This window comes from Flavobacterium sp., from assembly GCF_004295795.1.
Classification (GTDB): domain Bacteria; phylum Bacteroidota; class Bacteroidia; order Flavobacteriales; family Flavobacteriaceae; genus Flavobacterium.
This window is the reverse complement of record NZ_SEBR01000009.1, coordinates 13,343-39,203: the sequence shown is the minus strand read 5'-3', so window position 1 is coordinate 39,203 and position 25,861 is coordinate 13,343. Positions and strand designations below refer to the sequence as shown.

General features: G+C 38.5%; 20 protein-coding genes. 7 read left to right on the top strand and 13 right to left on the bottom strand.

The annotated features are described in order from the left end of the window. Positions 1 to 74: 74 nt before the first annotated feature. The 6 genes from EOO49_RS09345 to EOO49_RS09320 form a co-directional block, all read right to left on the bottom strand. Positions 75 to 2,504: an ATP-binding protein gene (locus tag EOO49_RS09345; RefSeq protein WP_290844967.1), complete on the bottom strand. Its 2,430-nt coding sequence runs from the start codon at positions 2,502 to 2,504 to the stop codon at positions 75 to 77. Between the two features lie 115 nt (positions 2,505 to 2,619). Continuing rightward, positions 2,620 to 3,654: a nucleoid-associated protein gene (locus EOO49_RS09340; protein WP_290844965.1), complete on the bottom strand. Its 1,035-nt coding sequence runs from the start codon at positions 3,652 to 3,654 to the stop codon at positions 2,620 to 2,622. After that, complete coding sequence (locus EOO49_RS09335) at positions 3,651 to 5,513, bottom strand: DUF3732 domain-containing protein (protein ID WP_290844963.1); 1,863 nt, start codon at positions 5,511 to 5,513, stop codon at positions 3,651 to 3,653. The genes EOO49_RS09340 and EOO49_RS09335 overlap by 4 nt, the downstream gene beginning before the upstream one ends. Further along, positions 5,510 to 5,962 carry a three component ABC system middle component gene (locus EOO49_RS09330; RefSeq protein WP_290844961.1) on the bottom strand — a complete coding sequence of 151 codons (453 nt, stop codon included), beginning with the start codon at positions 5,960 to 5,962 and terminating at the stop codon, positions 5,510 to 5,512. Before EOO49_RS09330 ends, EOO49_RS09335 begins: the two co-directional genes overlap by 4 nt. Continuing rightward, positions 5,959 to 7,185, bottom strand: coding sequence for an ABC-three component system protein (locus tag EOO49_RS09325; protein ID WP_290844959.1), 1,227 nt, complete (start codon positions 7,183 to 7,185; stop codon positions 5,959 to 5,961). Before EOO49_RS09325 ends, EOO49_RS09330 begins: the two co-directional genes overlap by 4 nt. A gap of 459 nt (positions 7,186 to 7,644) precedes the next feature. Further along, positions 7,645 to 10,623 (bottom strand): TM0106 family RecB-like putative nuclease, encoded by a 2,979-nt coding sequence (locus EOO49_RS09320; RefSeq protein WP_290844957.1) that lies wholly within the window; start codon positions 10,621 to 10,623, stop codon positions 7,645 to 7,647. A 644-nt stretch (positions 10,624 to 11,267) separates the two neighbouring features. On the opposite strand from EOO49_RS09320, the gene EOO49_RS09315 reads away from it, so the two are divergent. The 6 genes from EOO49_RS09315 (at position 11,268) to EOO49_RS09290 (ending at position 16,895) form a co-directional block, all read left to right on the top strand. After that, positions 11,268 to 12,812 (top strand): recombinase family protein, encoded by a 1,545-nt coding sequence (locus EOO49_RS09315; protein ID WP_290844955.1) that lies wholly within the window; start codon positions 11,268 to 11,270, stop codon positions 12,810 to 12,812. A gap of 571 nt (positions 12,813 to 13,383) precedes the next feature. Next, positions 13,384 to 14,691, top strand: coding sequence for a tyrosine-type recombinase/integrase (locus tag EOO49_RS09310; RefSeq protein ID WP_290844953.1), 1,308 nt, complete (start codon positions 13,384 to 13,386; stop codon positions 14,689 to 14,691). After that, positions 14,688 to 15,266, top strand: a complete 579-nt coding sequence (locus tag EOO49_RS09305) for a hypothetical protein (protein ID WP_290844951.1) — start codon at positions 14,688 to 14,690, stop codon at positions 15,264 to 15,266. The genes EOO49_RS09310 and EOO49_RS09305 overlap by 4 nt, the downstream gene beginning before the upstream one ends. A gap of 77 nt (positions 15,267 to 15,343) precedes the next feature. Further along, positions 15,344 to 15,622, top strand: coding sequence for a helix-turn-helix domain-containing protein (locus EOO49_RS09300; RefSeq protein ID WP_290844949.1), 279 nt, complete (start codon positions 15,344 to 15,346; stop codon positions 15,620 to 15,622). A 7-nt stretch (positions 15,623 to 15,629) separates the two neighbouring features. Beyond that, positions 15,630 to 16,130 (top strand): hypothetical protein, encoded by a 501-nt coding sequence (locus EOO49_RS09295; protein WP_290844948.1) that lies wholly within the window; start codon positions 15,630 to 15,632, stop codon positions 16,128 to 16,130. A gap of 78 nt (positions 16,131 to 16,208) precedes the next feature. Then, the gene (locus tag EOO49_RS09290) at positions 16,209 to 16,895 is read left to right on the top strand and encodes a hypothetical protein (protein WP_290844946.1); all 687 of its coding nucleotides are present in this window, start codon (positions 16,209 to 16,211) and stop codon (positions 16,893 to 16,895) included. A gap of 122 nt (positions 16,896 to 17,017) precedes the next feature. Here the strand turns inward: EOO49_RS09290 and EOO49_RS09285 are convergent, their stop codons facing one another. From EOO49_RS09285 to EOO49_RS09275, 3 genes are all read right to left on the bottom strand, one after another. Beyond that, positions 17,018 to 17,296 (bottom strand): helix-turn-helix domain-containing protein, encoded by a 279-nt coding sequence (locus EOO49_RS09285; RefSeq protein ID WP_290844944.1) that lies wholly within the window; start codon positions 17,294 to 17,296, stop codon positions 17,018 to 17,020. A 132-nt stretch (positions 17,297 to 17,428) separates the two neighbouring features. Further along, positions 17,429 to 17,920 (bottom strand): hypothetical protein, encoded by a 492-nt coding sequence (locus tag EOO49_RS09280; protein ID WP_290844942.1) that lies wholly within the window; start codon positions 17,918 to 17,920, stop codon positions 17,429 to 17,431. A gap of 22 nt (positions 17,921 to 17,942) precedes the next feature. Continuing rightward, complete coding sequence (locus EOO49_RS09275) at positions 17,943 to 18,398, bottom strand: hypothetical protein (protein ID WP_290844940.1); 456 nt, start codon at positions 18,396 to 18,398, stop codon at positions 17,943 to 17,945. A gap of 289 nt (positions 18,399 to 18,687) precedes the next feature. Between EOO49_RS09275 and EOO49_RS09270 the strand changes: the two genes are divergently transcribed. Beyond that, positions 18,688 to 18,924 (top strand): helix-turn-helix transcriptional regulator, encoded by a 237-nt coding sequence (locus tag EOO49_RS09270; protein WP_290844938.1) that lies wholly within the window; start codon positions 18,688 to 18,690, stop codon positions 18,922 to 18,924. A gap of 122 nt (positions 18,925 to 19,046) precedes the next feature. Here the strand turns inward: EOO49_RS09270 and EOO49_RS09265 are convergent, their stop codons facing one another. Genes EOO49_RS09265 through EOO49_RS09250 form a run of 4 tightly spaced genes read right to left on the bottom strand, consistent with a single transcriptional unit; the run spans position 19,047 to position 25,818 of the window. Then, positions 19,047 to 20,225: a hypothetical protein gene (locus EOO49_RS09265; protein ID WP_290844936.1), complete on the bottom strand. Its 1,179-nt coding sequence runs from the start codon at positions 20,223 to 20,225 to the stop codon at positions 19,047 to 19,049. Between the two features lie 51 nt (positions 20,226 to 20,276). Next, positions 20,277 to 20,951, bottom strand: coding sequence for a hypothetical protein (locus tag EOO49_RS09260; protein WP_290844934.1), 675 nt, complete (start codon positions 20,949 to 20,951; stop codon positions 20,277 to 20,279). After that, positions 20,935 to 22,308: a hypothetical protein gene (locus EOO49_RS09255; RefSeq protein WP_290844932.1), complete on the bottom strand. Its 1,374-nt coding sequence runs from the start codon at positions 22,306 to 22,308 to the stop codon at positions 20,935 to 20,937. The genes EOO49_RS09260 and EOO49_RS09255 overlap by 17 nt, the downstream gene beginning before the upstream one ends. A 39-nt stretch (positions 22,309 to 22,347) precedes the next feature. Beyond that, positions 22,348 to 25,818, bottom strand: coding sequence for a hypothetical protein (locus tag EOO49_RS09250; protein WP_290844930.1), 3,471 nt, complete (start codon positions 25,816 to 25,818; stop codon positions 22,348 to 22,350). Between the last annotated feature and the right edge of the window lie 43 nt (positions 25,819 to 25,861).

The following is a 25,861-nucleotide window of genomic DNA, read 5'->3' as shown; positions in this document are numbered from 1 at the left end:
GTGTAATTGACCGATATAATTGCTTTTGTATTGGTCATTTCATGTTTTTAGCATTTTAAATTAAAAGGCTACACTTATTTAATTTTTTCAACCTTATTTAGACCCCTCAAGAAAGTCTCATTTTTTGTTTGAGTAATAAATAGGGCTTTTAACTCAGTCCAATATTCATCACTTACAGAATTGGCAATTTGATCACAAACCTGAAAAGATAATTCTTCCTCAAAGTCGAGCCACTTCTCACTCATAATTATTTCGGTGCGAGCTGAATTCATATCTAGGTCACGTGTGCCACAAATATCGATTACTAATATAAGAGGAAACGGCCAAGACAATTTGACCTGATTGTGTTTCATTGACCAAGAATCAGGAAACAAAGAAGAAGGGACTTCGATTCCATGTAAAGAAAGTCGGGAGCGAGAACGGGAGTATTCGCTAGTTGAATCACTCTGGTCAATTTCACCATTTTCATCAATACTTATTGTTGTTGCTTTCTCTTTGATTGAATTGACTTCTATTTTTATGCTTTTCTCAAGATTATATGTCTCGCCTTCAATCATGACTTGCTTTAACTTTAGGTCAATTTCACTTACCGGCATTCCGTGGCGTTCCAGCACAGCTGCAGTCACTGAGCCTACAATTCCTTTATCCTTGGTGTCTAAAGTAATTTCAATCAATTTTATATTTTCATGTTCACGCCAGGAGTAGTCTTTAAGAGTAATCGCAGTTACCTCTTTAAAGCTGTTTTCATCCCTAACACTAGATGCACTAGTAGTATGAATGTTGATTCTAAATGGAGGATTCGGTATGACAGTTTCTACGGATTTTATAAATTCTGTTTCAGAGAGGTCGTCCCAAGGATTTTTATTTTTACGCAATAATAATTTGGTCGTTGTACCAGGTGTCTCACGAGTTCCTTTCTTGATCCAAAAAATGCTTTCTTGTCCTTCGACCGTAATGTTGAGCGCGTCACTATATGAATGTGAGGCCTTAACTCGCTTAGTGTCTACAATAAGGGTATCTGCAACCATAAAGCATGACAAGATGCCGATCCCAAAACGTGAGGTTGGGGTAAAATCAGCATTAGATTCCGACTTTAGATTGTAAAAGTCTGTGGATTTGTAAAATGATGAACCTACTTTTGAATAGTAATTGTCAATAATATATTGATCCATTCCAGTACCATTGTCTGTAACTTCAAGAACAGTACTGTCGCCATCCACATAATATTTTACTGATATTTCTGGCTCGTAATTGTTACCCCATTTTTCTTCCTGCGCCGCTCTAAGAAGGCAGGCATCGATAGAATTTTGTAATAATTCACGCAATGCAACTTGCGGGTTTCCGTACAATTTCGTTCCCATCAGCAAATCGATTACTTGCCTTTTACTCAAATTAAATTGAGTATCACGATAAATATACTGTGGTTCATTGTGAATGTCTTTTTTTGTCTGTATTTTCTCACGATCAACTTTGAAGGGAAATTTTACGGAGATTTCTCTACCTCTTTTATAATTAAACTCGTTCAGAGCAGTAACAATATTATTGCAAAGAGTCAATTCATGATCAATCCAATTGCAGAATTCGTGAATGGATGCTTCGATAGCAGGGTGTGTACAACGCGCGCTAAACTGGATTATTTCGGGACTTATTTCCCAAGATTCAACAGCTCTATGCTTATTCCATTCTGCCAGTGAGACAGGATTTCTAACATACAAATGAGAGTACAGAATGGCGGGAGTCCTTTTGGAATCAAAATCCAAAATATCAGCTAGTCTCAAAATAACACCAACAAGAGGAAGACATGCGAAGGTCTCAGCGGCACAAAGATAATTTTTGTCAAAATCCATAAGTTTAAGGGCATCTTCATTATGACTGAGACATAATTGAGCTAGTTCGACAGTAAGATCACAGTCACGGAATAAAATTCTCCCATCCCAATCCTTGGCGATGATGTCTCTTGCACGATTTGCATGGGTTTGCCTAATATATTCACTAATTAAATAACCTTTAATTGTTTCTGCTTGGTTTGTCTTGCCCTGACTGATAAATCGTTGAATAATGATTTGTTGGTCAGGTCTTGAATCGTAGAATCGTTTAAAGGCTTCATAGGCGACTGTTTCTTCAGTTCCGTCAAGCTCAGGATAATTGTCCCAAACTTTTTTCCATGCAATTACCTCCCGTTCATCCGGAGCCATTCCAATATCATGAAAAAATGCAGTAAGAATAAGTAGCATTAATTCAGGTGCTGACATATTTTTAATGATGTTTACCCCAAGTAATCTCTCCATAAGATTTAGGACACGGAATAAATGGTCGCCATCATGCAGGGTATATTCCCCCATATGTTTAACAATTGTTTTTGTACGTTGAAAAGCATATGAAACGGCATGATCAACCAAAATTTGCACTTCCTTATCTTTATCATTGGTCTTTTCGACAAGTGTCTTAAAAATTATACTTTTTTGTAATCGCAGAAGATATTCGTCTTTGTAATCGTCAGTCATGGTGTAAATTTTGTTGATTAGTTGAATATTAAAAATAAGAATATTTCTATCTTTCTTTTAGCAATCATTTTCACCTATAATGATATTTAATCTTGAATCAAAATTGATCTCAATACTAACTTTCTTCCTTATAATAAATCTTATAGAATTTCTTTCCACCTTCATCAATACCTTTTTCTATTAATTCTTTGTCACCATGAATGTAGATGTGAAAATTTTTATCTAATTTCAGAACACTTTTAAAAATTCGCGATTGTTTTTTTGTGGCAGTTTCTGATATCGAAAAATTATCTGCAATCTCAAAACCTTGTTCTTTTTCAAAACGGTTTTTATAGCTTTTAAAACTTTCAGTAATTTCAGGGTCATGTATAACCTTTTTAGAAAAATCTTCAATTTCAAAAGTCTTTTCCTCTTTAAAGAAATCTACAGACTTATTCAAATAATTAGCCTGTTCCGTTTTAGATATATTGAATTTAGTAGGGAGTTCTTCACTTATAAATTTTTTACATAGAGACATCGCATTTTGCGTATTGTAAAAACCATCTTTTCTTGGACGTACATGAAGGAAATCATTTATCCAATATTGTGCTTCATTAGTTTTGTTTGTGTTATCTACCACTGACACCAAATATCCATTTTCTTTATTTGTATTGAAAATCAGGCAACCCTTATCGAGTTTGTTAATATTTATTCCCTGCAAACTCTCAATCTCAAAACTATCAGGCAAAGGATTTACTTTTAAAAAAGAATCTTTATTTTCCGATTTAAAAATACCAATTGCATCAGTGATTTCATCTTCCACCAGACAGTCCTTGAAATATAGCACATATAATTCTCCACTTTTTACTTTAGCATGTGTACTTTGATCATACAGATGGCTCACAATGCTTTGAGATACTTCAATTAATCTTTCATTATCGGAAAACAATGTTTCTACAAAACTGTATAATGGATTAAGGCTAATATTATGAGTATAAAAGAACTCATGGAACTGGTCAAAGTTGAAGGCATTTTTAGCCTGCTGCAAAATACTTGTTTCAGCATTTTGAAAGTCTGTCTCAACTTGTGAGAATTTAACCCCTTCGCCCCTTGATTTATTTCCCACATAATGAATTGCCATTTTTTTAATGTGCTCTATTGAAATCTTCATGAAGGATCATTATTTAATTGTACATATAAAGGCACCATGCCATTCCCTCCAGTAAATTCGTCAACTGTATGGAAATATTCCATATCATTTTGTTCCCAATACTCTTTAGGAGCATGCTCAACCATAAAAATCTGGAATTCATTTTTCAGTTCCTCGACTATATATTTTAAAAATGAATTGAGAAGGCTGAAGGCATCTAAAAGTTTAGCCTTATCGTTATTTTTTACATCTCCCTCACCGGAATAGTATGGGAAACTGGGCTGATCAATAAATAAAAACTGTGGCACATGTTTCTGTTCTACTTTTATCATATGTTCATGCAATCCAAGGTAAAAACAGAGATGCAGGAACATGTAATTGGATGAGCTGCCGACAGTTTCAATCTCGAAAAGCTCAGAAGGGCTTTTTAATTTCAAAAATTTATCCTCAATTGAAAAACGGATTTTATAGCCGTCATAATTTGGCATAGAATTGACAAGGTCATAATTTCTTTGTATCGCGTTGTCAAGTTCTTCGCTCATCACAAATTTCGTACTATCAATATCATTTATTAATGATTCTAGTGCTTCAGACTCCTTTACAAGCCGTTCCAACTCTTTTACTTCTGTAGTTGTAATACTGTTTCTCTGCTGTTCAATTTGCGCGAGTCTTTGCTTAATAGTACCCACAAAAATGTATTTACTAGCTTCGCTTGAAAATGTTGGCTTTACTTTTGGGAGATCTGCAATTTGTTTTACGATTTTTTGCTGTTCTTGTTTTAAGGCTTCCAGATCTTCCTGTAATGTAAATGTTTTAAAATCTGATTTAAGATAGCTGCGCTTTATATCTGATAAGGATTTCTCAAGCTCACCTACAAAAAGCAAAACTTCATGAGATTTTATAATCTCATTGAAGTTTTCATTAATGTATTCAATTGGTTTTAAGCTGTCTTCGTAACTGGATAAGTTATTATTGTAATCGGCAATTTCTTTTTTGTACCTCTCAATGGAATTGATTTTACGACTTACTTCTCTTTTTTGCTTATTTAATCCATCGATAGCAGAGAACGTTTTCTCGTTGTCAGCTAATACAGTATATTCCTCCACAATTCCACTTAAAATCTTAGTAGTCTCGATTGGTGTGGTATCAAAATCAGGATTAAGAAGATTATTTTCTTTACATTCCCGAACAAGGGCAAACAAGCTTAAATCTATATTTTCTTTTTTCTTGCGTTCGCTATTAATCCGTCTAGTTACAGAAGCTATTTCTTTATTTAAATCATCTAATTTCTTCTTATTTTTCATATTCTCCATTCTGTCAACACCAATTGCCATCAGCAATATCTGTTCAAGAGTCTCATCAGTATCTATTTCATAAAAGCTTCGATCGAAATAATTATTTGTGGTAATAATTATATCGGCCGATATGGATGTGAAAAGCAAAAATTGTCTGTAGCTAAAGGTTTTTAGATTATTTAAAAGGTAATCTTCAGATGTGGATATCCCAAACTCTGTATTTAGTATTTCTCTTAATTCATCAATTGTGGCATTGGCATATGGAAATTCAGGTTGCTCTCCAGTGTCAGAAAAAAAAATTTCAGATGACACAGTTCCGCTGTTGGCGGCTTTTCTTGCAATAACAAAGTTCTTTCCATTAATATGAAAATCAATTAAATACCACAAGACGTTTTCGTTTATAGTTTTTTCAATTATCCTGTTTTTATTTGATAGCAGACAGTAGTCAATAACACTTAAAAAACTTGTTTTGCCTGTCGTTGCGTCCCCGGTTATGACATTAATTTTATTGGGAAGGAACTTATAGATTTTAGGCTTTGATTCATTTTTAAACCATAGCTTAATATTGTTGAGCCTAAATTTCATAATCTTATTTTTAGTATTTTATATAATGTATTCGTTTCATAGTCTGAGGTTAGGTTGATGAAATTTTGCATTTGACCTGATATATTTTCCAATCTATTGCTTAATAGTGGTTTCGAAAAATCAGTATGATTTGCATTGTAAAAAATTTTGTCTCTCCTTGTCGTCAAGACTCCCATTTCTTTGAGAAGTGTTAGTGAATTGATAGAAATAGGAATGAGATCGAGATAGCGGTCATTAAAATTTGCAAAAAGTGCAGGGTGCTTACCAACGAATTCTCCAAAATCGGAAAAACTACCTGTCCTCATCTTGACAATTATCCTGTCTTCGAGAACTATTGGTAGGATGAGCAAAAATCTCGCAATTTCAATTTCATTTAAGAGGCGTAATGCCTTTTCCAATACCAATGACGCGATTGCTTCATTGTTATATACATAATAGCTTTTACTCATTGCTTATACTTGTTTTCCCAATCCAGATGCCATCCTATTACAGGCTCGTTTGAAAGCAGATAAAACTGACCATTACTAAATTCTTCTGTAAGTTCATTGTTCTTGATACTTAATTTTTCCCTTCGCATTTCATTAACGCATGCAATTGCGATTTCTTTTATCTCTTCTTCAAGGTCGTCACTAAACGTTCCTGTTGATATTTTTTTCTTGATTTCCCTATATTTTTCTTTGAAAATGCGCTGCCATCTGAAAATAGCATCTTTATCCAAACTTGCTTTATCCGTTTCCAGTAAATCACCTTCATTAACCCAATCTTTAACCTGATTAAAGAATTTTAGCATCGCTGTAGTATAATTTAAAATTTCTTCGTCCAGGTCAGTTTCACCGATTTCAATTAGTTGCTTTATAAACAGTTGTTCCTTTAACTTGTCAGGAAAAATTAATGGTAGGTTTCTAATGGGAAGATTGTTAGAAGCATATGCAAAATCGAAACAAGTTTTGTATTTGTTTGAGAAATCTTCAAAAGTGATACTAAACTTCCCTCGTCCGGCAATAGTTAGGAATTTATCAACTTGGATATTTGTATAAAAAGCATTAAAAACATCATCAACTCTCTCCTCCCTTCTGATTAATTTATGGATTCTGCCTTTTATTTGTGAGATAATATTTTCCCGATCTGACACTATATTAATCTTACATAAAAAACTTTTTTTGACTTTTTGCTTCAATTTTATTAATTGATTTATTTTCTCTTTTAAAATATCATCAGAAGTTCCTGAAGACAAAGCTAAAATGTAAATATTCATTTCTTTTATGTCGATCTCGCCAGCTTGAAGTTTCGCAAGGTTTTTCAAAAAAGTATTACTGTCAATAGATTTATTGGTGACGATAGTAAATGAAGTATTTAGAATATATTTTTCAGAATCTGCTGCTACATTTACAAACGCAATCCAATTGGAGATTGTTTTCCATAAATCAGAATCTCTTTCAGTAAGATTTATTTTTTCACCAGATGCATTTGTTTGGATTGTATGCTTCATCTGCAACAATTCTAAATTTCCATTTGGAAACTCAATATGAATATCATCAAGAATTTCAAATCCAAGCTTTTCTCCCGGGCTCAAATCCAAGGAGAGGTATAAAAAATAAAAAATCTGATAATCAAACCCTATGAGTTGAGGACCGGCTGTGTGTTCTTCATGGATTTTTAATTTATCTGACATCAATATGATATTAATTATGTAATGAAATAATCGAAAAATTGAAATATTTTATAAAACAATAAAATTAGATGTTAAAATTAAGAAAATTCTTTATTAATTATAGCCTTTTTAAACTATTTTATTCAATAGACTTAGGTTTGACAAAATGATGTGATTAAAAGATCGTCGCAAAATTTACTTGTAAAGTATTTCATAGTAAGTTTATTTTATGTGAAATTTAATCCGTTATATATCAATTCTAGTCTATTACTGACATATAAGATATTATTAAATAACGCTTCAAAGCTATAGGTCGTTTATTTTATAGAGAAAGTATCTCTATTGGTAGCGTATTAGAAATTATTTATCTCGTATATAAAACATAATTTATTTTCCAAAAAAATCAGGAAAGCTTATCCATGATTTTTGTTTAGTGTAAAATACGTATGGATTGTTGGGTATATCTTTCGGTATTTATTCCTACTGCACATAATTCCCTGAAACGTTTTGCGGAATAATCCGTAATGGTTTTAGAAACTTTTTTCCTTCTTCATAACTCCAATATTTCTTATTCTGGTTGGCAATTCTGCCAGTTCCCAAAAATGCACCCCAGCCTTCAAATTCAAAATAAACTTTGTTGGGGCCGGGAGGCATCGTTTCAGGCCGCTGGTCCGTTTTCCTCCATGCAAAGAATTCATGCTGTGTCTTGATACCTACTGCCTGAATATATGTCTTCGCCTGTCCGTAGGTCATTCTTTTCTTTCTTTGTTTTCCGGTATTTCCGGTGCCCAGCCAATCACCAAGATCAATCCATCCAGTGTGCTTATATTCCTTTTCAGGAGAATAGGGAATTGAGCTTGGTTTTTTATCACTTCGCAGCCATGCCCAATATTCATCGCGATTCTTCAGGCCCAGTCTTCTCATATAGGTTCTGGCCTTTTCAAATGGGAGGAATTTGAAGCCAAGCCAGTCGTGCCAGTCAGTCCATCCCGTCTTTTTGTACGTTGAATTAGGCGATGCGGGTATAAAAGCCGGCCGCTTTCCTGATTTTAGCCATTCATTCCATTGCCTCTTTCGGGTAAATTTTAACCGGCGGACATATAATCGCGCTTGGAGAAATGGCAGAAAATCCGGCGGGACATTCTCCCAAAGACCTGCCTTGCGACGTAAAAAATCGAGAAACGGAATATTTCTATATCGGCATGTCTGGGCAATGCTAAGCATCTTAAGATACTGAATGAGCTTCCCTTCACGGATCCTGCCATTCACATTATGCCTGTGCTGTGCAAATGCCTTGATTGCCGCCTGAGCATTATTGTTATTCCAGGGAATATCATCATGTTTGAGGAAGACCCATAATTCATCCCAATGCTTTTTCAAGCGCTTTGAGTATTTTATGGAGAGCTCACCTCTGTATTCGATGGATAGATAGGTCTTATAAAATTCCTCGGTCTCTCCCAGATGCTTTTGAAGGTGCTTGCGACTAAGGCCGTACTTGTCTATCGTAGCAATTATCTTAACCAGCAGCTTGCTGAAAGCATCCATAAGATTTTTGTATCCTTCGTCAAATGGATTCTTATGCAGGTCATCATTAAAATCCCTGATGAGGTGTATCAGGCACTTTTGCCGCTGAAGCTTCAGCGCATCGTATCCAGGGAAGAAATCAGTGATAATAATGCCCTTGTAATCCTTTAGCCATTCTTTGAGAAATTCTGTTTCGCGGGTTAATGTGAAATGATAAAATACGGTATGCGATGTTGCAAATACCCAAACATAGCCCGTGTCTTTTGTCAGCTTTACTGTAGTTTCGTCAATATGGATTACAGGACTCTTTGATATAATTTTCCATAAATAGTCTACTTCGGGCTCCCACTGGAGCCACCATTTATATTTTCTGCTTACTACATACATGGGACTTATCCAGATGTGGTATTGATCCATTATCATTTTTGCAATCATGTTGCTGCTTATATGGTAGCTTATATACATTTGAGTTATTAATGCCAAAAGGTTGTCTCCATATCGCATCCGTTTCAGGATGGCATTATTGTATTTTATTCCACATTTGCCACACTTCCCTTGAGTCGATTTAAACTCAACAACATGACGGCGTACACCTGATGAGGTAAATTTTATATCGGTCTGTTTGAACGACCGCATCGTGTTTTTGAGATAATAAACTTTAGAAGACCCACATCCGGGGCATTTCTGCAGCGGCTTTGCAATTACGACTTCATTTGCCTTTCCGGGCTGCCAGCCCATAACGCCCTTTCCGGGATGTATGCCTGATTCTTTTTCAGAAGTGTTAGATGATAAGGGAGCTGTTTTCTTATTGCGCCAATAGATTTTTGTCTGCTGATAGTCAAAATAAGCAGCCTTGCTGATCATATCATAATCTTCTCCAAAATTCAGATTTGCCTGGAATTTGTAAGGGCTCAGCTTTTTCATGGAAGCCACTGCAAGTACCTTGTCAGGATTTGCATTAATTGTAAGATCATGAAGCCAGCTGCACACTATTCCCAATGCCTGGCAGTCTTCAAGATTATAATGCATCAACTTTCCCCTTATCACGGGATCTTTAGTTTCTTCCCATTGCTTTCGCAAGACAATGCTTTGCAGTCCATCAATATTTTCTGCCCAGCCGTATCCTAGAAAATGCGCCAATTCTTTCAGCCCATTGCTGTAGGTTGGTGGGTATACAGAAGTTCTCAGATAGGAAAGCAGGTTTGCCATCCTTTTTTGGAGACGTGTAAATTCCTGCTTAAAAGGTGTGCCGTACCTTTGTACAATAGTATTTAATGATTTGGTTTCATTGCTTCCATAATGATAGACAGGAAGGTCAGGATATTGGTTCAAAAGCCGAAACAGGTTTCGGAATATCTCCTTTTCGTTTTCCCTGCTATCGGCCCAGAAAGAAAATGTTTCATCAGGCTTATCCGCGAAATGGACTATTCCTCCAATCAGATAAATAAATCTTTCATCAGGCAGGCCTTCAAAATCTAAATATATAGCTTCTGATATATCTTCAATATCGGGCGTATACATAACATAGGTCTTCTGTTCACGTATCGCCAGTGCCTTAAGCTCCCACAAGTAATTGGAAGCAATTTTCGGCTTGCGTCGGCTACGCCTTCTTGGACGGAACAGATGGGATAATTGCAGGACTTTAAAGATACCTTTCTTGTGGTATCGTTCTATAATTTTAGGAGAGATGCTCCCTAGAAGGCTGATGCAGTCTTTGTCTTTTAGTTTTTGGTGGCAGGTTTCCCAAAACTGGCACTCGGGACAATGCTTGTTTTTATAAAAAACAGGCGCATCACTTTCAAGAATCCTTTTCGTGTCAGCCAGCAGTTTTTCAGCTTTTAGTGAAGGTTTAATTTGGATTGAAAGGTTTTCTTTTCCTTTCAATATATTTAAATGGCTGACTTTTTTACCTGTATTCGGATAAAAAGAAAGCATGTGCTGTCAATGCAATTTTATCTATGGCTGAAATTTTTGCAGAGGATAGCTGCGGTGTCTCCAGGATCCCTGTTTATCTGCCATGCTTTGTATGGACAATACTGCATGGCCTGTAATATTTTCCAGTTCGGTTTCATACCGCTTATTCATAAATATGGAGTAAAATAAAAAGTTTCTTACCCTTTATTACGGCCATTAAAGTTAAAGACAATATTGCTGCTTTTTTTATGACTGAATTGTTTTTCTAGTCAAGATGAAGGATAATATGATGTACTCCACTGTTTGCTGTTTTTGTATTTTATTGTAACTTTGACTATTGAAAACCAACTCATTAAAAGTTACATGATGTTTGAAAATCAATTATATTTTCTTCTTCATACTGGCTCAGAATTAGCAAGTAAATATTTCCCATCATACAGATAATCTTAGAATCACTTTCCACAATATGTTGTTCAAGTGGCAGTGTCGGACTAGCTACAAAAAGCTTAGTTTTTGATTGTGCAGTGAAGTATACTAAATTTAAATTATTCCGTGCCTTGCAATAACAAGATGAAAATTCTCATCTACGCCTGTAAGATTTAGATTTTAAAAAGCAAGCTGTATTCAAATTATCACAAGTATGAATAATCTTTAAAAAAAGGTGTTTGCCCTTAGGAGGAATTTATGATGTTAAATTTAAAAATCAAGGTATGTATACTCACACTACATCAGCGTATTTATATATCCGGGTCAGTACAGACGAGCAAAAAAGGAAAGGATATTCCCTGCCCGAACAGGAAGACCGGTTATTAAAATATTGTGCATTTAACAATATAGAGGTAAAGGGTATTTATCGTGAAGACTTCTCGGCCAAGAACTTCAACCGGCCTGAATGGAAAAAGTTAATAACGGTAATTAAAAACAAGTCAAAGGAAGGAAAAAGTATACTTTTCATTAAATGGGATCGGTTTAGCCGAAATATTGAACTTGCCTATGAGATGATAGGAATACTTCGAAAACACAGTACCACAGCAATGGCTATTGATCAACCTATAGATTTTTCTGTTCCTGAAAGTACGGTCATGCTTGCCGTTTACCTATCTGTACCGGAAGCAGAAAACAGCAGGAGGGCTCTAAATACCGCAAATGGTATTCGTCGGGCAAAACTAATGGGCAGGTACCCTAATAAAGCTCCTATAGGATACATCAATATGACGCTTGTTGACGGCAGAAAAATTATTGCTCCTAAACAGCCAGATGCAGAAATTATAAGCTGGGCTTTCCATCAGCTTGCAAAAAACATCCATAAAATAGAGAAAGTCCGGAATATGGCTTATGATAAAGGGTTGAAATGTTCCCGATCTCATTTTTTCAGGATCATACATAATCCTGTTTACTGTGGACTTATTCCGGTAGAATTCAATTCAGAAGAACAGCAAATGGTAAAAGGAACCCACGATCCATTGATATCGGAAACATTGTTTAATGAAGTCCAGCATATCATTAATACAAAAAGAAAAGTTACAGCTAAAACTGATATTCTCAAATCGACATTTTTTCTAAGGGGATTTTTAACATGCCCTCTTTGCGGACGGAAACTAAGCGGAAGCTTTTCCCAAGGATCTACAAAAAAGTATTCATACTATCATTGTCAGGGAAGATGCAAGACAAGAATTAGCGCCCTTTTCCTCAATGATTGTTACCAACGCAAGCTGCAACAGCTTGTGCTTTCCAATGGAGCAATTGGGTTATTAAAAATCATTTTAGAAGACTGTAATACAAATTCACAAAAAGCAAAGTACTTACATGACCGAAATATGGTGACAATAAAGCTAAATGAGGAGAATTCATTCCTTTCCAAAGCCCGGAAGTTATTTGTAGTGGATACACTGAAATATGATGATTATAGCGAGTTAAAAAAAGAGAGCCTGGCCAATTCTAAATACTTGAAAAGTGAACTGCAGGACATCAATATCAAATTAAAGAGCATTGAAGAGCAAAGCCAATTGGCAAGCAAACCATTCGTAGATATCTTTAAAGGTTTCTCAAGTTTGGATACAGCAAATAAAAAACATCTTGTCAATCTAATTCCACCCGTTAAGGTTAATCCCCAAACAGGAGACATCTCTTTGGAATTGAACGGTACACTATCAAAAATATTAACATCAAAAAAACGCACAAAAAACAGTAAATATGAATTTTATAGATAGAAGGATTTCAGTTAACAGGGCAATAGCGATGTTAGCGAAAAATGGCATGGAGGTAAATGATGGTGAAGCGGCTATTATATTAGACTTTCTTTATCTGATATCGATAAATCGCAAGAAGCCTGAAGAGGCGAAAAACACCGGAACTCTAAAGAGAAATCGAACTTTGCAAAAAAGCTGTAAAACCACCATAAACAAAGGGTTTTAAATAGTTCTTACGACTGTAAGGATTTTAAACAGTAAAAAAAATCGAACTAAAATGACTAAACAGTAACTGTTTGTGTCATAGATTTTTATTGTCAAAAAAAAAGGAGATACTATTAAACAGTATCTCCTTAAGTGCGGGTGATAGGACTCGAACCTACACTCCTATTGCCCAACCTCATCCAATTATCAACGATTTTTGTTAGACGTTATAAAAAAGCAATATATTGATAATCAATAATTTGATTTATTTTCTGTAAGAGGCTAGATTGGGGTAAATGGTTTAAGATTGATTAGTGTTGATAAGTGGTTGGGCAACCGTTGGGCAAATAATTCATCAGGTAAATATCTTTGGCAAAAATCAGTAAGTATGGCAAGCGTCCAATTTAGAATTCGATCCAAAGCACAAAACAAACGAGTCTCAATCAAAATCCGACTATCTATTAGCCGGGCTGAAATTTTTGAGGTAAATACTGGATTCACGATACTTCCAGAAGATTGGAGTACGAAAGAGCCATTCCCGAAAAAAAATACAGCGGAAAACAAGGCACTTCATAACAGCCTGAAAGAATTGGAGAGTTTCGTTTATTCCAAATTCAACGAGGCGCAATCAAGTGAAATCGTCGTAAATGCGTACTGGCTTGAGCAATGCGTGGGTTCATGTTTTAACAGGATCAGCATTGTTGACAGAGGCATTCTCATCAACCACGTACAATATATTTTAGATAACGCGGCTACTCGTAAAGTAAAACGAGGGGGAAAAATTCAACTTGGGCTGAGTAAAAACACGGTTAAAAATTACACCATTTTCAGAAACCTCATGACCCGCTACGAAGCAGTAATCAGGCGGAAAATTCAATTTCTCGAAATAAACAATCCGTTCGTGGAAGCCTTCACGACTTGGCTTCTCGAAGATCAAAAATATACCGTGAATTATACAGGCAAAATTCTCGATATGTTGAAGTCGGTTTGCATCGACGCAGACAAAAATGAAATTGCCGTCCACAAACATTCCAAAACTATTCAGCATTTTCGAGAAAGTGACGAGGATCGTCACATCCAAACTTTGTCTTTCGAGGAACTGGAAAAAATTGCCAAGCTGAGACTGACCGACATTCAACTAGTCAATGCAAGAAACTGGATGCTCATCGGATGTGAAATAGGTCAACGCGGCGGAGACTTGCTTTCGTTGACCCCTGACAACATCCGACACAAGAACGATCGAATTTACATTGATCTCGTGCAGGAGAAAACTGGAAAGAACATAACAATCCCAATTGGCGACCCCACGGTAAAGACGATTTTGCTGAAAGAGTTTCCGTTTGCCATTCCACACACCAAATTAAACGATCTGATAAAAACGGTTTGTGAACAGGCAGGGATTACCCAGTTGTCGGAAGGAAAGAAATTGAATGCCAAAACAAACAGAAGAGAGCTCGGCAAGTTTCCGAAGTTCGAACTTATATCGTCGCATTGTTTCAGACGATCGTTCTCGACAAATTATTACGCGGCTTTTCCATTGCCGTTGCTGATGAACATTACGGGTCATAGCAAGGAAAGTACTTTCCTCGCCTACGTCAATAAACGTCTGGACAAAGACTTGGAAGCAGATATGTTTTTGGTGATGTACGAAAGATTTCACGACGAGCGGAACAATAGACTAAGCATTGCGAAATGAATTACAAATCACTTTTGAGGGGCGACGATGCAAAAAAAGCTTTGTCCCCAGAACTCTTCCAGACCTTGGTTAATATCATGGACTGCGATTCGACTATCGACGGAATGTCAAATGAATTGGATTTTATACGGGCCGAAGAAGTGCGAATCAGGGAATGCTTCAATCTCGATGTCGAGAGAAAAATGATTTCAAAAAAGGAATTTCAACGATACCTCAACTTTTTGACGAAACGAAGGGTAGATCTCGAAAGGAAGTTAAAAATTGAACGTTTGGCGGAATTACATTTAGATAACGATGGGACGCAGATATTTGATTTGAAAAAATCTTCGATCGTCGAAAAAATCATTTTCCTGAACGAATCAGGGTGCATCGATGCAATTCGAAAAAAAATGCCGCAACTAAGTGCGTCGACTAATGCACTCGCCAAATTAATCGGCATTTTCACGGACGAGAAGCAAAGTTCGGTCCAACCGTACTTGAACTCGCTCATCAATGGAAAACCTGGTGACAAACACCATCCATATAATTCGCAAACCACTGTCGACAGAGTTAAGAGAGCCCTGAATTCTATTTGATCAATTCTCAACCAATCTTTTTAGGGCATCCCTAAATTTTCCTTAAGATTCATTTGCATCATAATCAATTCAAGACTATGAACGCAATGAAAATTATCACGATGACCCAAGATGAATTCCAAATCTTATTGGGCCAGGAAATCGGCAAGGCTTTTGAATCTTTCGCTGAAAAGTTCCAAAAGAAATCCAACGACGAGTACTTGACTCGCAAGCAAGTTGCTGAGTTATTGGACATCGATCTCTCAACCCTGCATAGCTACTGCAAGACAGGTAAATTAAATCCGCGAGGAATCGGACGAAGAGTATATTTTCTTCGGTCGGAAGTTGAATCGAGCCTGATCAAGCTCCGCAACTAGTTTTCCGATGATAGATTATGTCAAAATCTACCTCCGGGATGTGAATGTCGCCGATTTGCTGAATCACCCAGATTTAGATTTTCGGGGACGCTATTCGTCGACCACAGGAGAGCATTTCGATTACCCGCTTGAGTCAGATTACCATTGTTGCAAGATCGAGCTTCTCGAGTCGCGAAAAAAGCCGCAAACAGTACATGTCGTATTTACCGGGAGTATTCACAAAATGTGGAATTCGATAAATGGAATAGATTCTCCTTCCAGATTCCATTCCACGGGTTTCAATGGCAATCCGTTTACGCTTGCTGATCTGGAGCAAACTATAATTCATCTTGAAACCCTGTTCGGCTGCGACAGGGGACAAATGGATTTGCAAAACGTCGAAATTGGGATGAATGTCGAACTCCCATTCAATCCAATGCAATTTATAAGTGGACTGATGCTACATCGAAACAAAAGAATCAGTTTATCTGAAGACGGTCATTATGCCCAGTTTGCTCACCAACAGTAGATTCTGAAAGTTTACGACAAGGGTTATCAGTACTATTCTGAAAAAAACATCATACGTGTCGAATTGAAGTATCGCAGAATGGAAGGACTAAAAAAATTTGGGCTGTCGACAATGGGAGACGTGAATCCAAATACATTAGTAAACCTGTGCCACCACCTCATCGACGAGGTTGGTCAAATTATATATTATGATTTGACGATCCGAGAGGCGGAGTTGACAACTAAACAGGTAACGAATTTACGCGACTACTGGAATCTCAACTACTGGTTAAATCTTACTCCAAATCGGCGAGATAAACCACTGAAAAGGTTCAGGTCGCTTATTGAATTCCATTCTGAGAACTTGAAAAAGCAAATCCAGAATCTGATGGAATTCTCTGCTTCGCAACTTGTCGCCAAGCGTTGCTCTCGTGAAGGGTTTGGAGTAAGTTTTAACCCATCTAATATAGGGTTAAATCTTACTCCTGAAGGTCTGTCAAACCAAACACCTCAGAGACGATGCTTATTGACCAATATCGACATCTCCATGCAGAAATCGTCGAGTCGCTTACTGAGCTTCATGGGACTGAGGTATCTGAATGATCACGATCCGACTTTGTTCCAATCTCTCCGCTTGCGATATCTCAAACGGACTTGGATCAAAGAGTCTCTTGAAAAACAAATTTTCGAAATGGCTCACAACATACGGGACACGTATCGTCATCGCAAAGACAGGCTGAACTTGGTCGACGAATGTGGGCAGACAAACCTATTCGAAAAAGGCTAAAAAATCGGAGAAGCCAAACCGTTGTACGCCCCATACCCCCAAAATAATAAAGTTTCCTATCAAGGGGCGGTTCATTTTTGCGAGGGTATGGAGTCGCGGGCTGGAACATATCTCGGTTCAAATCATGAATGCGATTGGGCAGCGGTCAAATATTTAAAATAGCTGTCTCGAGGAATGACCCATGACTTGCCGACCTTGTTCGCTTTAATCAGTTTCAATCTGATATGGCGAGTAATCGTTTCGGGAGATCGATTCACCAGACGTGCGATATCGCTGACCGTGTAATTTTCTCGACCGTCATCAGCGGGATGGGTTTGCAGAGAAATCGCCTCTTTTACTGATTGGGAAATCAATACGTCAAAAAAGTCCTTTAAACCTTGCATCGGGTAAAACTTACCCATCAATATTATTCCGTTTTGCATACTGGGATGATAAAATTAAAAATGAGTGATTGTACCATCAATCACGATGGCAGAAATTTTAAATAGAATATTTACGGGCGCGTGCGTGCCGTTGAATTAACTGCGACGCTTTTACGTGTATGAACCAAAAAATAATTTACTCCTCAACGCATTTTCTGCTTCGCCAAGCAGCTTTTTGGCGGGTTGAGAGTTTTGATCCAGAGTAAGTGCGATCTGGCAATCGCTGATAACCGCTTCGAGACATCCGAGTTTTAAACCTACCAAAGCTCGAGAAACGTAGTCAATGGCGAGCGGCTGAGAAAAGACGATGTGATGGGTGTAATCGATGTATTGTCCTCTGAAGTCCCGCAAACTTCCTTTGCAGATGCCGCGTCGGAAAAACACATATTTAAAACTTGGGTCAACATGTATGAGCTTCGAATACACCTCAATTGCATCGCGGTAGTTTTTGCAATTCAGCCGAAGATTTTGGGCATAGCTATTCAACGCGATCGAATACTCAGGATCAATTTCAAGACACTTCCGAAAGCATAGATTGGCTAGGTTAAATCTTTTCGCGGACTGCATTCGCTCGGCGAGTTTGATATATTCGAATTGATTCATGGGCGTAATTCAATCGTAGGAATTAATAATAACCCTCGACCGTGTACTTTGAGTCTTTCAGGTCGACAAGTTTGACTTCCACCAGATAATAGTTAACTTCTTTCGTGACTTGATTGTTGCCGTCATTAGATTTCTTGTAAAATGGTCGATATGTCACGGTGGCAAACTTTGGTCTGGTCAGGTTCTGTTGATTTTTTGGAGTAAGCTTCGATCCCACGTTGATCTGCTCATTTGTCTTTTTATCACGCTCATTGAAATCTTCGACCACAGGAAAATCTGATTTCAAAATGTCGACCCATTTCGCACACGCACTCTTCGCTTGCAAAAGCTGATCGCCCCCGAATTGTGAACTGATCCTGACTTGGTAAAGTTTGTCATCTCCGAAATTTAGTGACATGTAGTTGATCCGTCCGCTGAAGCATTCGTCCGTCCTCACGTCGATTGCTAATTGGGAAAAGTAGACGCTATCATTTTTCATGTATTTCTCTTTTTTCCACTCACTCGGCGACTCATAATTTTTGTATTTCGGGTAAATCAGGTCCAATTTCTGAGCATTTTCGGAAGCTACGAACTTCGAACTTCCGAAATCAAACGGTACAAGATTCCTGAGTTCACATTGAGCATTTACTGCGGAGAGGGTGAAAAAAAAGATGAGGTACAAGTATTTCATTTCGACAATGCATTTGAGAAATTCAAATATATCAAATTCGCACTATAGTACGAGTGTATAAATATTATTTGCTTCTCTCGTTTGCGTCCTTTGCGAGATGCAGCCGAAAATCGACGAACTCGAAGCCGAACTGAGCCGACGGATTTACAAGCTTTTCCTTGTAAAATTCAACGGCAACAAGTCAGCGTTCGCTCGTGCTTCAAATTGTTCTGAGGGAGCGGTTCGGAAAGTTTTTCAGAATAAGCAGAGTATCACTTTTAATCTGCTGTTGAGGTTTTGCAAAGCGTTGGAAGTTTCCCCATCAAAACTCATTGAAGATATCAGCTTCGACTAACACCCACCGCATCATCATTTCGTTCATCGACGCAATGATATCTGGGTGGAAATCGACAAGCTCAATAACTCGATATCATATTAAACAAAAAGTGCGGCTTGAACCGCACTTTTTATTTCATCTCAGTATCTCCGCATGGGCAGCACCAACAAATTAGGAAAAGTCTTTGGCGAGCTGTTGGAAATCTCAAAGTTCGTCCCATTGAACCAAACAGACTTGGCATATGTTGCATCAACCTGAGTCGAAGTCCAGATAGTCGAGCCGCCGCCGAGCGTGACACCCGCCGCTCTCATCGCTTTGGCAGCAGTAAACATTTCCTGACTCGATCCCAAAAACCAATCGTCGAATTCCGTGAACTGAAAACCAAGGCAAAGTTTCGCGGCACAATTGGCTTGGGAAACTCCCGTTTGGATAGCTATTGAGTTTTCGAGTCCCGCCCCAATGGCGTCAGACGTTTGAATGAACGTTCCTGTATTGCCCCACTGACTTCCTGTGGTCTGCGAGATGTCATAACTGCGTGTTTCGGGAAATACTTCCATATACCTCCAAGGATCGGTCGTGACTCCTTTGTCATAAAACACGTAACCTCCTGCCGGTCCGAAGTAACCTGTCGTTTTCAACTGTTTTTGTTCGCCGTAGGTCAGGTTGCCATTCGTGTTGATAAAAGATCTGACGTAGTAGACCGTATTTGGAGTCAGCCCCGTGATGTCCATATCGAAAATATCGGGTCCGTTCATCAATTCGCTTGTGTTGGCGTTATTCATCGTCGGATTTTGTGTCGTCGCATACACAAACCCGACCGTGCTGAGCGTCGCTGTGCTAAAACTTCCTTTCAAAGTCGCACTGGTCGTCAAAATTGTGGTCGGCTCCAACGTGGTGACGAGTGGCTGAGATATTCCCGTAGTGAAACTGACGCTGTTCCCGTATTGCAATCCTGCCGAATTCTCGCAGTAAGCCCGAACGTAATATTGCGTATTATCCTGCAAACCAGAGACTTCAAATGAAAATTCACCGACTTGGTTTTGGGAATCTTCAACAAAATTGTCTTGACCGATGGTTGGATTGTTTGTTGTTGCCCAACAGACACCCCTTCTCAGGATTACGGTGTTGCTTGGGAGGTCGTCTACACTTCCGCGCAGGGTTACTTGTGAGCCTGTGCCGAGTTGGGGTTGGAGGGTTGAGACTTCTGGGAGTTGTGGATTTGGATGTTCACTGCTGTCATCGCTTCCGCCACAAGAAATATTTATAAACAATAGAAACAACGGAAGTAAAAAAGTAAGTTTTCTGATTTTCTTATTCATAATATAATACATTATTTTTCTGTAATTTAAAAATTTAATTCAATCGAAATGTCATCTACAGTTTGGATCGGACAACTCATTTACCATTGTGCGGGTAATGTTAACCATCTTTGCAGACAAAGGATCAACATTGCGGTTAATTGTGTCAAAACAATAAGTGCTTTTTTCAGTTTGGTTTGTAGAGATAATTTCACGTTTTACCAAAAGCCACTCGTCATCAATATAAACAAAGGTTAATATGGTCTCTGTAAAACCTTCTCCCATGTCCTTTTCGTAGACAACGACCTTGAGACAACTTTCTAAATTCCCCTTATAAATTATCATTCCGTCATCCAGCCGACAATTATTTTTTGTCATTAAATACCCAGCAGAAATACTAGAGTCCAACGGCAAAAAATCCTGAAAATCCATTATTTTTTCAAACTTGCGATCTACTGTTTCCGCGAATATCGCGGTATGAAGGACCATCGCATTTTTTAACCCTACTTTTTTTGAAAACTTGACCGCATTTTTAATTTTTTCTTCTCCAAAGAAAATCGAATCCCCAGCCTGTACAGATTCTTCCAAAAAAACTTTCGTGCATCCATGCTTATCTGAGTAAAATCTTTTCCAATCAGATTCGATATTTAAATAATAAAACGGTTTTACTGCAATGGATTCTTCTTCCTTACAACCAGCAACAAAAACAATCAGAATAACAAGACCAATTTCAACAATTCTTTTCATCAAATATGATTTTCAACATGTTATAATATCTTGACCGTTCGGTATATCCGTTTACCGTCGCATTCCGATCATCGACGGCTTGAGGATTATTAATTTTCGCACAAACCATTCTAAAATTATCATCTTTAGCGTAAACACTAGCTCCTGAAAAATTCCAGTACCAACCTGCAGATTGGCAAGCATATTTTAAATCGCGCCCGACTTGAGGAACAAAATCTAGGAAATCTTGATACTGTTCGTCCGTCAAGTATTTCTCACCTGTCTGAGTTTTAAATTCAGCAACAGTCATGTTGTAATTGTCTCCGCGATGACGTATAAACTCTTTAAAAAAATCAGTGCCCTTCACATCCGAATAATACGCAAAGTAATTGAAGTCATGTGTCAATTGCATAAGACCTCGCCCTTTAAATAATTTCCCGCCATGATAAGATGGCGACCCACCTTCTACCGTTTTTGTAAATAGCAGCGACTCTTGATAGACTTGAGCCAAAAAAATTATTCGCTGGTTACATCCATCTATCTTTCTCGATTTGAATACTGCGTTTAGTTCGGCAACGAATTTCTGATAAGTTTTCTCGTTACTAGGAATACCGTCGACTACGGTATTTCCAGCGTCATCTTTGACTTTTGAGTCCAGAAAAAAAATTCGGTCTTCATATCGCTTCCCATCTCCCGCCATCTCATCATATTTTGACAAATCTTTAGGTCGTGTGAAAACCTTTTCTGTAGCTCCTTTTGGACGTCTGCCCCTGTCAGTACTAGGCACAACTGTTCCGTCTTTCATGTAGTACTGCTTATTCCCATTATCATCTGGTACAAAAGCATCAACTTTTTGTATATCTCTTTTCCTTAATTCTATGACCAAATTTCTCAGCGTATCTGAAGACCAATCACCTGAGCATAAGCAAACCGTATCTTCTTTGGTTTGTGATTCTACCTTTTTCTTGACATTTTTTAAACTAAACTCTTGAGAAACCGCAGAAAGACCATCGCATTCCACACTGCCTTTAAATTCAAAATCACCCAATTCGAATGTCGAATCTAAATTATCGATGGTAGCGTTAGGGATTTTGACTTGCACTCTAAACGTTCCTGTCGGTTTTAAATTTGCTACTCCTTTCCACACTGCTGTATTAAAGACTACGCCGTCCTCGAACACGAATAAGTTTGCTCTGGTGACTTTTAACGCAACGGCTTTTATGACGAAGTTTACGTAATAAAAAATTTTATCTCGTGATGCACCTTCAAATGAAACACTTAGTTGTTTGGCAGGTGTCTCGACCGCAAAATCGTTATAATCAGGGGGGAAAGCAAACCCATCCGCCTCCCATTTCGCCAATTGTTCTTTAGTAAACATAAATGAAAATTTAGCCCGCGCCAAAACGCGGGCATATTATTAATTCTGAGAAGGTTCTGCAACGATTGGATCTGGGAGTTTATTGGTATTCTCCTTCAAGGCATCTGGACCTTCATCAATTTCACAACCACCGCTACATGGCAAGCCGCCAAGATCGATAGCAACACCTTCTCTCTGCAATCCGATAAGAGACGTAGGGACGACTGTTTCCCAAGTTTCTTCGATCGTATATTCTGGTTCTGCCAACTCATCAACGATGGACAAGTATAACGGATCGCCAATTACAGGCATCTCGCCACCGTTCCAAATTTGCCCAGTTTCCATGTAATGCGTCACAGCATCCTCAAATCCTGGTTTTACTGAGACGACGACTCTTGCCATTCCCGCTTGCATGAAACTTCTGAATAATGGATCGTCATTTTCTGATCGGAACAAAGTCACCCACTCGTCGCGATTTCCCCAATAGTATGGGTAAAAAGTGTAACTCATAATATCCCATTCAAAAGCTTGTTCCATGAACTTCGCTTTGCTCGCGTAAGTGTCCATTTGTTGCGACTGGGTAATCCCGAAAGTCGAGAAGCTGTCGCCCGTATAGAAAGTCAACCCCATTTCGTTTGGAGGCATAATATAACTAATGCAATTTTTCTTGAGCGTTGACATCTCGAATTGACGATAGAACAGTGGATTAGCTGAAGCCATTGAAGAACCTTCTTCCTGAGTCTTCGCCATTGCATCATTGTATTCTCGAAGTCTGTCGTTATATGCTAGGACGAGTGCATCGTATGTTTTGTTCTGCCATTTTTCTAGAGCTTCATCTGTTCGGGTAAACTCAACGGAGACATTCAACCCGAAAGCCCCTAAGTCCCACGCGGTTAGTGAAACAGGTATAGTTTCTTGTGAATACTTAACATTTTGTAGAGGAAAAGAACTTCCCACATTCGTTACAAGTCCGATGCCGTTTTGATTATTTCCGCCGTTGGGGGCGGTAGAGGATTTTGGCACATAAACAGATTCATTGCCCACCACAATTGTCGCGTTTAGGTTGAAATTTCCTGAATGACGCATGGAAATTTTATAATATAATTTTGTGGCTTTATAGCCTTCGACTACCTTGATGTCATTGAATTCGAATGAAGATGCCGCATTACCACCCTCACCTTTATATGACTTGCCTGCATATACGGTAATTGGAGGAATCGCCTCTACCGAAGCGCGATATTCTGCTGCGACGCTTTGATAATTCGTGGAAAGAAGATCGCTTGCGTCCTCTATGCCAAGTTCGAGCAGTGTTTTTGGCGCAACAGGATCAGGATTGTTGGCGTTACCAGAATTCCCATTGTTATTCGATTCTTCCATTCCAAAACGATAAAAGCGAGATGGCTGAGGAATCATAAACTCGTACATGAGTCTTTTTCCGTAATTGTAAATTTGATTCTTGTAGATGGCGTTTATATAACGATATACGCCCGATACATGACCTGTACCGCCTCGATTATCGAAAATGTGGGAGTTTTCATCTTTGAAACTTTCCGTGACTTTCTTAATTGTTTCTTCTCGGAACTTAGTTACGATACGCTCCATCGCGCGTTGCGTGACCTCTTTTGCTTCTGTTACGGCTTGTCTATTGCTTTCCTCTCTGGAACTGGTTGACGCAAATCCTGCACCTGCTTCGAGCGAGTAAGGTTTTGCATCGTAGCTTGCTTTCACGTAGGCATTCATATCCCGCTGTTCTTGCAAAAGTTTGGAAATCTCAGTCTGCATCTCGAAACGTTCAGTTGTCGTCGTGTCGGTCAGGTTTTCTACTTCTGTCGATCTTTCGGTAGTGACGGTAGTTTCCTCAATGCGTTCCCGCGTCGTCGTTTTACTCTTGAATTCGCCTTGCATGATGTTCTCGATATGGGAAACTTCTGCTTCACGATAACAGCACACCTCGGCGACCACTTTCTTGTAATCAGCGATTCCGAGTCGTTTTATCCCAAACATCGAAGGGATAAAAGCAGGAGTGGGATCTGTTCCCTCGCTAGATTGCTGCTTAACAATTTTAGCGACTCCGCTAACACGACCCGTTAATTTGAGATTGTTGCTAATCTCAAGTTGGATTCCGTTCGCTAATGTAACCACCGCTTCGAAATCGAAGGAACTATCAACCTCAGGAACAGATAAATATGGGCTGTTTGAGAAAAAATTGATGTTGAGCATGTTTGCAAGACTTGCATCCGTTGTATTTTCTAACGTCCCTGAACTTGTTGCCCCGCTAGGGAATGATGCCTCGAACGAAGCTTGGGTCATATCAGCACCCGGATAGCCCATTTGCAACACGATAACTACCTTGCCTCGTTTAGGACTTGAAGTCATCGGCAAATAGTAAATCAGATACGGGATGTCCGTTTGATCAGGGTAAGAATCAGGATCGAATTCGGGAGCAGAATTTTTGAACGTCATTCCGCCGATGACCAATGATCTATTTTGTCCCGGAATTGAACTGTACAAAGACTTGTAGCCAGCCTTTGACGCTATCTCAATCCCATCGATTATCGATTGGAAAGTATCTTCCTTCAACAAATCCAAGCTTTCTACAACATAGAATGATTCGGGGCTGAGATCTTTTTTTAGGATTTCTGGACTTACTTCTACAGGCGGATCAAAATCAAAAGTCGGCAAATCCAAATCAGTATATATCCAGTAACTGCTTTTGCAGCCCTTACAATCGACTTGCTCCCGTTCCTCCATCGTGGCTTCTGCGTAAGCCGTGTCAAGAGCCTTGATGTAATTATCAGTTGCCTCTTTATACTCTTTGTCGTAATCTTTATTGTATTGGGATTGAAGTCTGGCCAACTCCTTCACGGCAATCAAATTGCGGTCAATTTCAACCTCCGCTAAAGCCATGTTCATTACCCTGTTCAATTTTTTTGTCCCAAAATTTTTAAGTTCTGGTTTTGCTGCCGCTTTTTGCACCGCTGCAATATTTGCACCGCTTTCTATAAACATCTCTTCTGACAAAACCACACGAGCATTGGCGAGGGATGGAATGATTCTTTCAGCCTCGGCTTGTGTAAGCCCTTTGATGCCCTCAAGCAGATTGTTGAGAATCAGCACCTGCATGACCATTTCCTTGATGTAAAAGTTATTGTGCTGTACAACCTGATAATACAGGTTGTCCCAAAAGTCATTTAAATAAACTGGATCGTCGATGGGAGAAAGACTATCAACTTTCAAATATATTTCCTCAGCAGTCGCGGTGGTTCTATTTCTAGAAAGCCACTCGCCAACAACAGCAAACTCGTTGCCCGCTGACGTATCGGAAAAAGGCACGAATGTCTGAGCCGCATCCTGCATAGCTTTCCACTTGGAAATGCCGTCGGCTCGGTCAATAACCGCATTATAAAAATAACTTGCTTCCTGGTTTCCATTGAATACGAACCGCAAGTTCTTATTTTCTGGATTCGTCAATTCGGGATCGCGAAGTGTCTGGAATCTGTACAGCGTCTGCTGCTGATTTGCTTTTGCCATGTGCTTACTAATGTTTGGTTTTTATGAGTAAGACACGATCGGA